Here is a 13,535-nt window from a genome sequence, read left to right on the forward strand (position 1 = left end):
ACCTCATTTTTAGAGGTAAGGCTTTTGATTATATTTTAGCCTTCTATTCTTTTAAATACTAAAGTCGCATTATGACCACCAAAGCCAAAAGAGTTAGAAATTACAACATTTACATTTGCTTCACGTGCTTCATTTGGAACATAATCCAAGTCACAAACTTCATCTTGGTTTTTCAAATGAATCGTTGGTGCAATAATATTATCACGAATAGTCAAAAGCGCGAAAATAGCTTCTATCCCGCCAGACGCACCTAAAGTATGTCCTGTCATTGACTTAGTAGAACTAATCGCTAATTTTTTCGCATGCTCTCCAAAGACAGTTTTAATAGCTTGTGTTTCGTATTCATCATTGTATGGTGTACTTGTTCCGTGGGCATTAATGTAATCTACTTTATCAGGAGTAAGCCCAGCATCATCAATCGCCATTTTCATTGCGCGAGCAGCACCTTCACCGTTTGGTGCTGGAGCAGTAATGTGGTAAGCATCTCCTGTTGCACCGTAACCAACGATTTCAGCGTAAATTTTTGCCCCACGTGCTTTTGCATGTTCGTATTCTTCTAAAATAACGATACCTGCTCCTTCGCCAATAATAAAACCATCACGGTCTTTATCAAATGGACGACAAGCAGTTTCTGGATCTGGATTTAATGACAAAGCTTTATTAGCAGTAAATCCTGCAAGTGACATTTTAGTGATTGGTGCTTCTGCTCCACCAGTAATCATTGCATCAGCATCCCCACGCTCAATAACTTTAAACGCGTCGCCGATTGAGTTTGTTGCTGTTGCACAAGCTGTAACTGTTGTAGAGTTAATGCCTTTAGCTCCAAAACGAATAGAAACTTGGCCTGAACCCATATCTGGAATCATCATAGGTACGAAAAACGGACTAACTCGACGATGTCCACGATTTAAGAAAATTTCATATTGTGTTTCGAAAGTTTCCATTCCGCCAATTCCTGAACCAATCCAAACACCAACGCGGTTTGCATTGGAATCATCAATAACTAAACCAGAGTCTTGTACAGCCATTTCAGCACTTGCAATTGCATAATGCGTAAAACGGTCCATTTTACGAGCTTCTTTTTTCTCTAGATATTTTTCTACATCAAAATCTTTTAACTCTGCTGCAATTTTAACCGGAAAGTCATCCGGATTAAGTCTTGTCATTTTTGCAACACCATTAACACCTTTTTTTGCGTTTTCCCAAGAAGTTTCCGCATCGTTTCCAATAGGTGTAACAGCTCCAACACCAGTAACAACTACTCTTCTCTTATCCATTTACTCATCTCCTTATTTTTCAATTCATAAAAAACAACTTCTGTCTAATGACAGCAGCTAGTATAAAGTTAAGGCTTTATTTAAAATTAATAATAGTGCACAAACAAATAAACCAAAAGCCTGCTCCATTATAACATAAATAAAGGAAAGTTGTCCTAACTAAAATAAGTGTTAGGGCAACTTTCCTTGTTTAATTTGTTGCTTACTTACCCCAACGAATGATTAGGGCGCCCCATGTTAGTCCGCCGCCAAAGCCTACAAGCAGAACGTTATCATTATCTTTAATACGTCCTTCTTCCACTGCATCAACTAGCGCAAGTGCGATTGAAGAGGATGAAGTATTACCATATTTGTGTACTGTTTTCATCAGTTTTTCTTCTGGTAAATTCAAACGCTCACGAGAAGCTTCCATGATACGAATATTTGCTTGGTGAGGAATTAGTAAGTCCAAGTCTTCTTTCTCAAGACCAGCACGTTCAAGTACTCGTAGTGAAGCTTCTCCCATTTGGCGAACTGCAAAACGGAACACTTCACGACCATTCATATAAATCTTTTTATTTTCATCTAAATTCAAGTATTTACCACCTGATCCATCTGAACCTAAGTCAAATGAAAGTAAACCATGATCATCAGAAACTGGCCCCATAACTACAGCACCTGCTCCATCACCGAATAATACGGCTGTTGTGCGATCATCCCAGTTAGTGATTTTAGATAATTTATCCGCACCGACAACTACGATATTTTTATATGCACCTGTTTTAATGAATTGTGCTGCAGTCACTACTCCAAAAGTAAAACCAGCACAAGCTGCCTCAACGTCCATACCGGCAGCATTTTTCGCTCCTAAACGGTCTTGGATAATATTAGCAACTGAAGGAAATGTCGCTTCTTGTGTAACAGTTGCAACGATAAACAAGTCGATATCATCTGGTGTAAGACCAGCATTCTTAATGGCTACCTTTGCTGCTTCATATGCTAAATCATGCGTATATTCGTCATCACGAGCAATTCTTCTTTCTTCGATACCAGTTCGAGTTCGAATCCACTCATCAGATGTATCCATAATTTTTTCTAAATCAAAGTTAGTTACTATTTTTTCAGGTACGTATTTACCTACTCCTAAAATTCCTGCGTTCATGTGTTCTCCTCCATATCAAACTACATCAGGGCAAAAATAAATTTTTTCCTGGTTATTTTTATGACCTGGTGCTAATTTTAACAGAGAACTATCAATTAAGCAATTGGATTGCTACTTTTTTATTTTACTTCTAACGCTTTATTAGGATTGTTTTCAGCAAAACCGTCTGCTTTTGACCAGCCAATTACTTTTCCATCGTCTGATTTAATACGGTACCAATATTCATTTTTCACATCTGCACGACGGTCAATGTCTAATTCTTTCCCTAGATAATCATTAAGATTGGTAACTACTTTTGAATTGTCTTCTACTGGGTAAGCATAGATTTTTTGATCCGAATCGGTGATATATTTATCTAGTTTCACATTTGTTTCATTTTTCGGGGTATAAAAAACTTCTACAGCATCACTGTTTACCCATCCAATAGTTTTGCCTTGATCTTGAAGTTGATACCATGTTCCTTTTTCTGTAACAGCTTTTTGAGAAATTCGAAGGCTTTTATTTTTGTAATCTTTGACACTACCTGTTTTTTCTGCGCCCTCTGTATTATATGGTTTTGTCCAAATTGTTTCATTGCTAGCATTTTTGATTTCTGCATATGCTAATTGGTTTTCTGTTGATGTCACTGTATCGTAAATTTGGTCATATTGATCCAAATTGTAATTTTCAATAGTTGAAATGAGTTTTTCTGCGTATGCTGGATCAGTTGCATAACCTGCTTCTTGAATTGCGTATGCAGCTTCCTTATAGTTTGTTTCTCCGATGACTGCTGAGTAAAGATTTGCATTACCAGATACTCCGTTAACAAAAAGTTGGGCATGATCGACTAAAGATGCCTTTTTGTCTGGATACTTTCTGAAATCAGCTTGTGTGTGGTAGGCTTTTCCGCTGCTAAATTCTTGCGTTCCCATTGAAACGGAACTACCTTCATAGCTTCCTTTAATTCCAAACAGGTTATTAGCTGAAGTTGATAAGCCACTTTTACCCCAATTGGATTCTAAAATGGCTTGCGCTAAAGTGACACTTGTCAATATTTTTTCTTCTTTTTGTAGATCTTGTGCATCATTTGCGATTGATTGTATAAATTGTTGTTGTGATAAAGTCATTCCTGCTTGACTTACTGTAGTTTGGTTTGTTCCTGCTGCCTCTGCTTGAACAAAAGGTACTAATGTAGAACTTACGATGACGCTTGCTAGTAAAATCTGCGTGAATTTCTTTTTCATTATCAGTTGGCACTTCCTATCCAAATTAGTTAGTTCCCCCAATTTAAATGGCTCTGTCTCTGTTAACCTTCTTCATTCTAGCATTTTCATTCTGAGAGCCTACTAATTTTTTGATGAAAGATTTATAATAAAGTAAGCAGAATGGCTAGTATAGGGGATTCTCGTGTACCTGTTTACATTTGACAATATTATGTCATTGCTTATCTACCCCTTTACACTACTATTCTCCATTTAAAGTTCATTTCCTTCCTTTTTTTGATAATCGTATTTTCAAATGATATATGATTGGATAATCCAATTTTATGTGCTAAAATGTATAATGAAATAGATGAAATGGGGTGTAAGGATGCGTTACGTGGTGACTGTATTTTGGGTATTCTTACTTTCTTTAATGGCAGAATTCGTTCTTTCTTCCATGTTATATGTATCATTTGATATGACGCGGGCTATTATTTTAACAGTAGGGTTATCCTTCTTCATTATTTTAATCACTTTCTTGATGCCTAAAGATAGCGAAGTTTATGACTTTAAGTAAACATCCAACTTTCTGATAGCGAGAACTGACTTTTCAGAAGTAGTTCAAAAAAAGAAGCTCTTTCCAATATATGGAAAGAGCTTCTTTTTTTATTTATCCAAGTAATATTTATTTACTGGTTTTAAATCATCGTTTAATTCATATACTAGTGGTACGCCTGTTGGAATTTCTAAATCCATTATTTCATCATCACTAATACCTTCTAGGAATTTCACTAATGCTCGTAAACTGTTACCATGCGCCGCGATGACTACTCGTCGTCCTTCTTTAATTTCTGGAGCAATTGTGTCCATCCAATAAGGAATAACGCGTTCTAATGTTACTTTCAAGTTTTCACCTGATGGAATAGCGTGTGTATCAAGGAGTTGATAACGACGATCATTTTTTGCTTGTCTTTCGTCGTTTTCTTCTAGTAATGGTGGAAGTGTGTCATAGCTTCTACGCCATTTTTGTACTTGGTCAGCACCATATTTTTCAGCAGTTTCTTGTTTATTAAGTCCTTGAAGTGCGCCGTAATGACGTTCGTTCAAGCGCCAAGATTTATGAACTGGTACCCACATTTGGTCAGATTCTTCTAACACATAATTAAGTGTTTTAATAGCTCGTGTTAAAACAGAAGTGAAGGCAACATCGAATTCTAAGCCTGCCTCTTTAATTCTTTTTCCTGCTGTCATTGCTTCCACAACGCCTTCTTGCGACAAGTCCACATCATGCCAACCTGTAAATAGGTTCAATTTGTTCCATTCACTTTGACCATGACGAATTAATACTAATTTCATCTTCCTCATCCTTCCATTTTCGCCTATTTTCTAAACGACTAATCCAACCAAAGTTTTCCCTTTCAAGTGAAGTGTCAAACCTTTTTTAGGTTATTCTGTGACTTTAAAAGTAAATTCTTTATCTGCTAAATCAATTTCCACGGATGAATGTGGCATGATTTTACCAGAGACAATTTCTCTTGCAAGTGGTGTTTCGACATGACGCACAATATAGCGTTTAAGTGGTCGTGCTCCGTATACCGGATCATAAGCTTCCTCCGCAATAAAGGCTTTTGCATCATCGGAAATAGTGATTGTAATTTCTTGGTCGGCTAAACGGATTTGAAGTTCTTCTACTAATTTCTCCACAATACCTTTAATATCAGCAAGTGTTAGTGGTTTAAATAGAATAATATCATCTACGCGGTTTAAGAATTCTGGTTTAAATTCACTTTGTAAAATTTGCATTACATCTGATTCTAATTCCGGTGAAATTTCGCCTTCTTCGGTTCTTTCAAGTAATAAATTAGAGCCAATATTTGACGTCATAATAATTACTGTATTTTTAAAATCAATTAATCGACCTTGTGAATCTGTGATACGTCCATCGTCAAGTACTTGTAATAGTATGTTAAATACATCTGGATGAGCTTTTTCGATTTCATCAAGTAGGACGATCGAATAAGGGTTTCGTCTTACAGCTTCAGTAAGTTGACCACCTTCCTCATAACCAATGTAACCTGGAGGAGCTCCGACAAGTCTTGATACGGAATGTTTCTCCATGTATTCAGACATATCAATTCGAATCATGTGATCTTCGGAATCAAACATATTAAATGCAAGTGCTTTAGCAAGTTCTGTTTTACCCACACCTGTTGGTCCTAAGAAAATAAAGGAGCCTATTGGGCGTTTCGGATCTTTAATTCCTGCACGAGCTCGTAAGACAGCATCACTCACTAATTGGACGGCATCATCTTGACCAATTACTTTTTGATGAAGGACATCTGCTAATTTAAGCAGTTTTTCGCGTTCTCCTTCTACTAATTTAGTCACCGGAATCCCTGTCCAACGTCCGACGATTTCTGCAATTTCATTTTCTGTTACTTCTTCTTGTAAAATCCGATCTTCTTGTGCTGTTTTTTCGCGATTTTCTGCTTCTAACTCAAGCAATTCTTTTTCCACAGCCGGGATTCTACCGTGGCGTAATTCTGCTGCTTTGTTTAAATCATAATTATTTTCTGCTTCTTCTAATTCATGGCGTAAATGGTCGATTTGCTCCCGGACCTCACGAATTTTACTGATTTCGTTTTTCTCGGATTCCCATTTGGACTTCATTTGGTTGGCTTCTTCTTTGTAGTCAGCCAGCTCGCGTTGCAATATTTCTAAACGGCGTTCACTCGCTGGATCTTTTTCTTCTTTTAGTGCTGCTTCCTCAATTTCTAATTGCATTACTTTTCTAGTTACTTCATCGAGTTCACTTGGCATGGAGTCAATTTCGACACGAATAGTTGCGCATGCTTCATCTACTAAGTCAATTGCTTTGTCCGGCAAGAAGCGGTCAGTAATATAACGATTAGAAAGACTCGCAGCTGCAACTAAAGCATTGTCATGAATATTTACCCCGTGATGAATTTCAAAACGTTCTTTTAACCCGCGTAAAATGGAAACCGTATCTTCCACTGTTGGTTCTGGGACAAGCACTTTTTGGAAACGTCTTTCTAGTGCAGCATCTTTTTCGATATATTGGCGATATTCATCCAATGTAGTTGCACCGATGCAGTGCAGTTCTCCGCGGGCAAGCATCGGTTTTAACATATTTCCTGCGTCCATTGCGCCGTCTGTTTTACCTGCGCCGACAATCGTATGAATTTCATCAATAAAGAGTAAAATTTGACCATCACTTTGTTTTACTTCTTGGAGTACTGCTTTCAATCGTTCTTCAAATTCACCGCGGTACTTAGCTCCAGCAATAAGGGAACCAATGTCGAGTGAGATAATCGTTTTATCTTTCAGTCCTTCTGGCACGTCTTTTCGAACGATACGTTGCGCTAATCCTTCGACAATGGCTGTTTTACCAACACCTGGTTCACCTATTAGAACTGGATTGTTTTTTGTTTTTCTAGATAAAATTCGGATAACGTTACGAATTTCTGCATCGCGTCCGATTACTGGATCGAGTTTGCCGCTTCTAACTTCCGCGACTAAATCACGACCATATTTTGTTAAAGCTTCATAGTTTTCTTCTGCATTTTGAGAAGTCACTCTTTTCCCTCCTCTGATTTTTAAAATTGCTTCTTTAATTTGTTTTTTAGCTTTATGTTGATTTTTAAGTTCGGCTGTAATTGGATTCGATTTTTGATCCATAACAGCTAAGATAAGATGTTCTGTTGAGACAAAATCATCTTCTAATTGTTGTTGTTCTTTTTCTGCATCCCTCATTAGTTGGAAAAGAGCTTGGCTCATTGCTTGGCCATAATTCACGCCACTTCCTGAAACTACTGGGATTTTTTCCAAAGTATTCTCTATTACTTTTTGAAGTGCATCTGTATCAACTTCCGCTACATCATAGACTCGCTTTGCAAAGTCGCTTTCTGTTAATAACACTTTAAAAACGTGTGCAACGTCAATTTCTTGATGTTCTGATGCAATAGCTAGATTTTGTGCGTCCGCAATTGTTTGCTGGACTTGTTGTGTAAATTTTTGTAAATCCATTCATTCGTCCTCCTTATAAAAGATAAGTCTGACCTTTTTTGACCTTAACTTTATTATAGTTTTTCATCTTGCTTTTGTCTAACAAAAACCTTCTTTTTTTATAGAAAAAGATCTACCAATTTTTAGGTTGGCAGATCTTCTGAATTTCTTAATCACGACCTGTAAATAGGCGGAGTAAGAACATGAATAAGTTAAGGAAATCAAGGTATAAATTCAGCGCAAGCATTGGTACATCTGCTAGTTCCACATCGCGCTTCATGATTTGGTTGAAGTCATACAAAATATATAGTGAGAAAATAATCGTTCCGCCTGCTGAAATAATAGTTGATAGCATAGAGCCAAATGGTAGAAAGACTCCTACAAAGCTAAATATAACGAGAATAATAATCGCAGCGAATAAAGCACTGCTTAAGAAAGATAAGTCTTTCTTCATTTTTGCACCAATAAAAGCTAGCGTTGTGAAAGTAACGGTTGCTGTAACAAATGCCATTAGAACGGCGGCACCTTGCCCTGCACCAAAATAATATGTCAAAGTTGGTCCAAGTGTTAAGCCTGTGACAAACGCAAATGCTAGTACTACTGGGTAGCCTACCACTTTATTAATTGTTTTACTTCGACGCACTACCATCGCTGTGATAAGTAACGCGACTTCTAACACGACAAGAGGCAAATAAAGTTCTGGACTTAATTTACTCCCAATCGCAGCACCGATAGATGCAAGTAGCAAAGAAAATACAAACCAATTAAGTATTTTTTGCATAATAATTTGTTTCTCTGTTCTTTTCTCTGTGTTTACTCGCTCGGATGTGTGATTGATTTCGTTCATGAACATTTCTCCTCTTCCAATTGATTAGTTTTATTATATCAAAAGAATTATTACAATTCTATCGGTCTTGCGTTGGAATTTCACAAAAAAAGAAGCGCACGAGGCACTTCTTTAAATTAAATCAAATTGTTTCAAGCCTAGCATAATGCCGTCACTATTGTTATCTTTCGTTACAAAAGTAGCTTTTTCTTTTAATAAAGGTACGGCGTTTTCCATTGCAATCGCATAATCCACTGCACCAAACATCTCTAAATCGTTCATGCCATCTCCAAAAGCATAGGTAGGAACATCTTGATAGCCCATTACTTCAAGTAGTTTCGAAATACCAACTGCTTTAGATCCGCCTTTTCTTAAGACGTCATTACTAAATGGCGTGTTGCGAACAAATTGTAATTCTGGAAAACGTTCTGGGAAATAGTCATCGCCAGTTTCGAGTAATAGAAGTGCCATATTGATAGTTTCTTCTTTATACATATTAGGTCTTACTTCAGGCATCGGCTCGCCTAAAAAATCATAATGTGCTTTTACAACTGGCGTACTAGCTGTTGCGCCAATTCTTTTATCATTATAATAGCAAACTTCGACATTTTGTGATTTTGCTTCTTCAGTCAACTGTTCTAATAAACCTGCATCAATCACATCTTCATATACTTTTTCACCTTCAAAAATAGCCATTTGTCCGTTCATCATTACTGCGGATTCAATGCCGGTAATTTTCATTTGATGACTGATTTCTATAAGCGTCCGACCAGTAGCAATAACAGGAATAACATTATTTTCTCGAAGTTTATCAAGTGCTTGAAGCGAGGTATCAAGTACTTTGGATTCACTATTTAACAGTGTTCCATCCATATCAAAAAAACAAATTCCACGTGGTTTCACATTATTCATCCTTTACTAACATAATATATCCATCATACCAATCTTACGGATGCAAAGTAAAGGTTATTTGTACATAACAAAATCTCCTGTGTGCTCAAAACCAAGACGGTGATATATCTCACCAGCGACTGGATTATCGTAAAACAAACATGGTTTCTTTCCTTCTGCTAATACATCGCAACATAATTTTTTTAGAAGTGTACTTGCAAAGCCGTGTTGTCTATATCCATCACTTGTCGCAACACCTGTAATCATTGCTGAAAAGGAATTTTCTGCGGATGTTTCTGCTACGGCAACTACTTCTTGGTCTTGTTCAATATAATAAATTCGTTTCACGCCTTTTTCAATTTGGCGAATAATTAATTCTTCATTTTCGTCGCGTGAACCAAATTCTTTAATGTGTTTGCGCATTTTAATAATTGGGCCCACATCTTCCGCTACTGCCGTTCTGACGATAACATCTTGATTTACTGGAATACGGTTTACATGTTCGCATTCGCAAAAATAAGTGTCTTGTCTTTTTTCGGCAAGTTCTGGCAAAAATGCCTCTAGTTCTTTTGTGACACGGGACATACCGCTAACTTCATATTTGTCATGTGTAGCAATAATTTCTGAGAACGCTTCTGCATTAAAATTAGCGTCTTTTGAATAGGGTAAGAAAAACGTATCGAATCGAAGTAACAAAGCATGTAATTTGCCTACTGAATCGAATTCACCCCAAAGATCTTGCACATCACTCTCATAACCAAAATTTTCGATGTCCCCAATAATAAATAAATTTTGGGTTGCTTCGGGTTTTAAAAGTGCCATTACTTCTTCATTATCAGATACAGTTAGTTTTCTAATCATGTGCCACACTCCTATTTTGAAAATTGTCTTCATTTTACGTGAGTTAGGTAGGTTCGTCAAGCCCTGAATCTTACTATTTTGCGCCATATAAAAAAGCTCGGGACAATTAGTCCCAAGCTTTTATGATTCGTAATGAATCTCGCCAATTTTCAACATTAAGCTGATAGCATTGAATTTTTCATCTCCAAGATGCATTTTGTTTGTATCTTGAAAAGTGATAGGTGCTGATGTAATCGCTTCTTTCGGTTGTTCAAAGAATTTTTCTTCAAGTGCCAAACTTTCTGTAATTTGCGATATGTATTTTTGGAATTTATTTTCGTTTCTCATCTTCCCTATCATTAATGCTTTTAGCGTATTCTGGGAAATTCCGACTGCAAGCGCGAATGTTCTATGAGTATATCCATTTATTTTCATATAAAGTGACAAATTAGTGGCAATTCTTTGTTTTTCTGCCTTGTTTTTCATTTGGGTGAACCTCCTGTCTTTCTATATTTATCATTATGCCCGGTGAAGATGAGAATTTGATTAAAACTTCATAGTATTTAGCTAAAAATATTGAAAACGTTTTCTTTATTTCAAAAAAATATGCCGGAATAACGAATATCCCGGCAAGACTTTTATTTAATTGCTATATTTTTCCCAGACAACTGTTCTTAATACTTCTAAGAATTCTGGATCCGAGTTTGGCATTGGTGGTCGGTGATAAGCCGCGCCCACTTCATCGGTAACTACTTTACATTCATAATCATTATCATATAAAACCTCTAAATGTTCTGCCACAAATCCAACTGGCGTATAGATAAAGTGTTTATATTTTTCTCGACCGTAAAGTTCTCTTGTTAAATCTTGTACATCAGGTCCAAGCCACGGCTCCCCAGTTTTCCCTTCGCTTTGCCAACCTAGCGCATAATGAGGCACTACTACTTTTTCGAAAATGAAATCTGCTGTTTCTTGAAGTTGATTTGGGTACGGATCGTTATGTTGTTTAATTTTCTCTGGCAAACTGTGTGCGGAAACAATTAAAACAGTATCCAATAATTCATCTGCTGGAATTTGTTTTGCTGTTTCATTAATTCTATCAGCCCACATTTGGATAAATTTGGGTTGTTTGTACCAATCATTGATTGCGTTGATACGAGGTCCGCCTAGTTTATCAGCTGCTTCTTTTGCTCTTTTGTTGTAAGCCTCGACACTAAAGCTAGAGTAATGTGGCGCTAAAACAATCGAGATCGCTTCTTCTATTCCGTCTTTATGCATAGCTTCTACCGCATCTTCAATGAAAGGTTCAATATGTTTTAAACCGATATATGCCTTGAATTCTACTTCATCCTGCGAGTCATTTAACGCTTTTTCTAGTCCATAGGCTTGTGCTTCGGTAATTTTTGCAAGTGGGGATAGTCCGCCGATTGCATGGTATCTACCGCGTAAATCGGCAATCATTTCTTCACTTGGCTTATGACCATGACGAATATCTGTATAGTAACGTTCGATATCTTCATCTTTATACGGTGTTCCGTATGCCATTACAAGTAGACCTACTTTTTTAGTCATTTTATATCATCCTTTTTTAATAGAATTTCGCTACGTTCATGGATGTAATTAGTTAGTTGTTTCAACATTTCTGGTGGTACTTCTGGGAAAACTCCATGTCCTAAATTAAAAATATAACCTGGTTCTAGTACGCCTTCTTGCAAAATACGATTTGCTTCTTTTAAACATTTCTCTGGTGCAAGAAGTGTGGACGGATCCAGATTTCCTTGAATTGCTTTTGTTGGAACTTTTTTCCGAGCACTTGTGATGGTTTCTCGCCAATCGACGCCAACGACATCAAGTGGCATTGTTTCCCATTCTTCTAAAAGATGACTTGCGCCAACTGCTTGCATAATAATTGGGGTTGTTGGATGAACTGCTTTCACTTCTCTAACAATCATTTCGATTACTGGTCGAATGTATTCAGCATAGTCAGCTCGACTAAGTGCTCCTACCCAAGAATCAAACAATTGCACCGCAGAAGCCCCTGCATTAATTTGCGCAATCAAATAGTTCGCAGTCATTCGTCCCAATTTTTCCATTAATATTGCCCAAACTTCTGGTTCGCGATACATGAAGCTTTTTGTTTGGTGGTAATTTTTCGATGGACCACCTTCTATCATATAGCTTGCTAACGTAAACGGTGCACCTGCAAAGCCAATTAAAGGCACATCTAACATATCATCTGCTAATAATTTTATCGTATCAAGCACATAAGGAACTTCTATTTCTGGTTTGAAAATTGTCAGTTTTTCTACATCTTGAAAAGATCTAATAGGATTATGTATGACTGGACCAATACCAGATTTGATTTCAACGTCTACTCCCATCCCCGGAAGTGGTGTCATAATATCTTTGTATAAAATGGCTGCATCAACACCATATTGATCTACTGGTAATTTGGTTACATAAGCACATATTTCTGGCTGATGAGTAATCTCAAATAGAGAGTATTTTTCTTTTAATTTGCGATATTCTGGTTGAGATCTCCCTGCTTGTCTCATATACCAAACCGGAATTCGGTCAACTTGTTCTTTTCGCGCTGCTTTTAAAAATAAATGTTTCGTTATTTTTGTCATCGAGTCGCTTCCCTTCTTTGTTCATTTACACACAATAGGCAACAGAACAATAAATAACTTCTCCAGATAAAAGGATACTAGAAAATTTGTATAAAACCAAACAAATTGCCTATCAGCTGTTTCAATTATGAAAAACGTGGAAAATAAAGGTGTAATCATTTTTCTTAATGGAATAAAACTGAAAGAAGGACTTATTATGAAAAAAGTATTTATCACAACTGGAACGGAGCACTACCTTCGTCAATTAATGGCGAATTATACTGGCGGAAATGTGACACTTCTGCAAAACTTTTCCCAATCACTTTTGTATCAAGAGTCGACTGGTGAAAAACTTTTCCAAGAAGGTGCTGAGTATCGAGTATTGCAAAGCAGTGGTTCCATAAAAGGTTTTGGAGTAGTCGTCTTTGAATATATCCACCTCCGCGATGAAGAAATCCCTATTTTCTTGCAAATGTATCAACGAGCTAGTCTTCATTTTAGTGAAACGCCTGGCTTGCAAAGTACAAAACTCACAAAAGCGATGAATATGAATAAATTTTTAATTATTTCCTTTTGGGATTCTGAAGTATTCTTTCATGACTGGAAAAAATCACCTTTATCAAAAGAAATTACAAATATCATGAGAAAAAATAATACTCAATCTGGATTCTCACATGAAGATATTTATCATTATCCAGAATTTTCCCATGATGCTAAATAGGAAAAAGCGATTTGGACCAATCA

13 protein-coding genes are annotated in these 13,535 nt (G+C 36.8%); 2 read left to right on the top strand and 11 right to left on the bottom strand.

The window, feature by feature from the left end; genetic code table 11:
- Positions 1 to 35: 35 nt before the first annotated feature.
- The 3 genes from fabF to CKV70_RS11375 form a co-directional block, all read right to left on the bottom strand.
- Entirely contained in the window at positions 36 to 1,277 is a 1,242-nt protein-coding gene (fabF, locus tag CKV70_RS11365) for a beta-ketoacyl-ACP synthase II (RefSeq protein WP_014601049.1), read from the bottom strand.
- Between the two features lie 202 nt (positions 1,278 to 1,479).
- The gene (gene fabH / locus CKV70_RS11370; RefSeq protein WP_003722325.1) at positions 1,480 to 2,418 is read right to left on the bottom strand and encodes a 3-oxoacyl-ACP synthase III FabH; all 939 of its coding nucleotides are present in this window, start codon (positions 2,416 to 2,418) and stop codon (positions 1,480 to 1,482) included.
- 119 nt (positions 2,419 to 2,537) lie between these two features.
- Complete coding sequence (locus CKV70_RS11375) at positions 2,538 to 3,665, bottom strand: GW domain-containing glycosaminoglycan-binding protein (protein WP_012951903.1); 1,128 nt, start codon at positions 3,663 to 3,665, stop codon at positions 2,538 to 2,540.
- A 322-nt stretch (positions 3,666 to 3,987) separates the two neighbouring features.
- Between CKV70_RS11375 and CKV70_RS11380 the strand changes: the two genes are divergently transcribed.
- Entirely contained in the window at positions 3,988 to 4,176 is a 189-nt protein-coding gene (locus CKV70_RS11380; protein ID WP_003763532.1) for a YjzD family protein, read from the top strand.
- Positions 4,177 to 4,265: 89 nt separating this feature from the next.
- On the opposite strand, the gene gpmA is transcribed toward CKV70_RS11380, so the two are convergent.
- From gpmA to hemE, 8 genes are all read right to left on the bottom strand, one after another.
- Positions 4,266 to 4,955, bottom strand: a complete 690-nt coding sequence (gpmA, locus tag CKV70_RS11385; RefSeq protein ID WP_003723823.1) for a 2,3-diphosphoglycerate-dependent phosphoglycerate mutase — start codon at positions 4,953 to 4,955, stop codon at positions 4,266 to 4,268.
- Positions 4,956 to 5,045: 90 nt separating this feature from the next.
- On the bottom strand, positions 5,046 to 7,646 hold the full coding sequence (gene clpB / locus CKV70_RS11390; RefSeq protein ID WP_003723824.1) for an ATP-dependent chaperone ClpB: 2,601 nt from the start codon (positions 7,644 to 7,646) through the stop codon (positions 5,046 to 5,048).
- A 148-nt stretch (positions 7,647 to 7,794) separates the two neighbouring features.
- Positions 7,795 to 8,472: a Bax inhibitor-1/YccA family protein gene (locus tag CKV70_RS11395; protein ID WP_014601050.1), complete on the bottom strand. Its 678-nt coding sequence runs from the start codon at positions 8,470 to 8,472 to the stop codon at positions 7,795 to 7,797.
- 111 nt (positions 8,473 to 8,583) lie between these two features.
- Positions 8,584 to 9,354, bottom strand: a complete 771-nt coding sequence (locus tag CKV70_RS11400; RefSeq protein WP_003731894.1) for a Cof-type HAD-IIB family hydrolase — start codon at positions 9,352 to 9,354, stop codon at positions 8,584 to 8,586.
- Positions 9,355 to 9,417: 63 nt separating this feature from the next.
- Positions 9,418 to 10,203 (bottom strand): GNAT family N-acetyltransferase, encoded by a 786-nt coding sequence (locus tag CKV70_RS11405; RefSeq protein ID WP_014601051.1) that lies wholly within the window; start codon positions 10,201 to 10,203, stop codon positions 9,418 to 9,420.
- 120 nt (positions 10,204 to 10,323) lie between these two features.
- Complete coding sequence (locus CKV70_RS11410) at positions 10,324 to 10,668, bottom strand: hypothetical protein (RefSeq protein WP_014601052.1); 345 nt, start codon at positions 10,666 to 10,668, stop codon at positions 10,324 to 10,326.
- Positions 10,669 to 10,824: 156 nt separating this feature from the next.
- Positions 10,825 to 11,754, bottom strand: coding sequence for a ferrochelatase (hemH, locus tag CKV70_RS11415; protein WP_010989926.1), 930 nt, complete (start codon positions 11,752 to 11,754; stop codon positions 10,825 to 10,827).
- Entirely contained in the window at positions 11,751 to 12,812 is a 1,062-nt protein-coding gene (gene hemE, locus CKV70_RS11420; RefSeq protein ID WP_014931007.1) for a uroporphyrinogen decarboxylase, read from the bottom strand. The genes hemH and hemE overlap by 4 nt, the downstream gene beginning before the upstream one ends.
- Before the next feature lie 196 nt (positions 12,813 to 13,008).
- Here hemE and CKV70_RS11425 point away from each other — a divergent pair, with 196 nt between their 5' ends.
- A complete protein-coding gene (locus CKV70_RS11425) occupies positions 13,009 to 13,512 on the top strand; it encodes an antibiotic biosynthesis monooxygenase family protein (protein ID WP_009930965.1) in 504 nt (167 codons plus the stop codon).
- Positions 13,513 to 13,535 lie beyond the last annotated feature (23 nt).

It is taken from the genome of Listeria monocytogenes, assembly GCF_900187225.1.
GTDB lineage: Bacteria > Bacillota > Bacilli > Lactobacillales > Listeriaceae > Listeria > Listeria monocytogenes.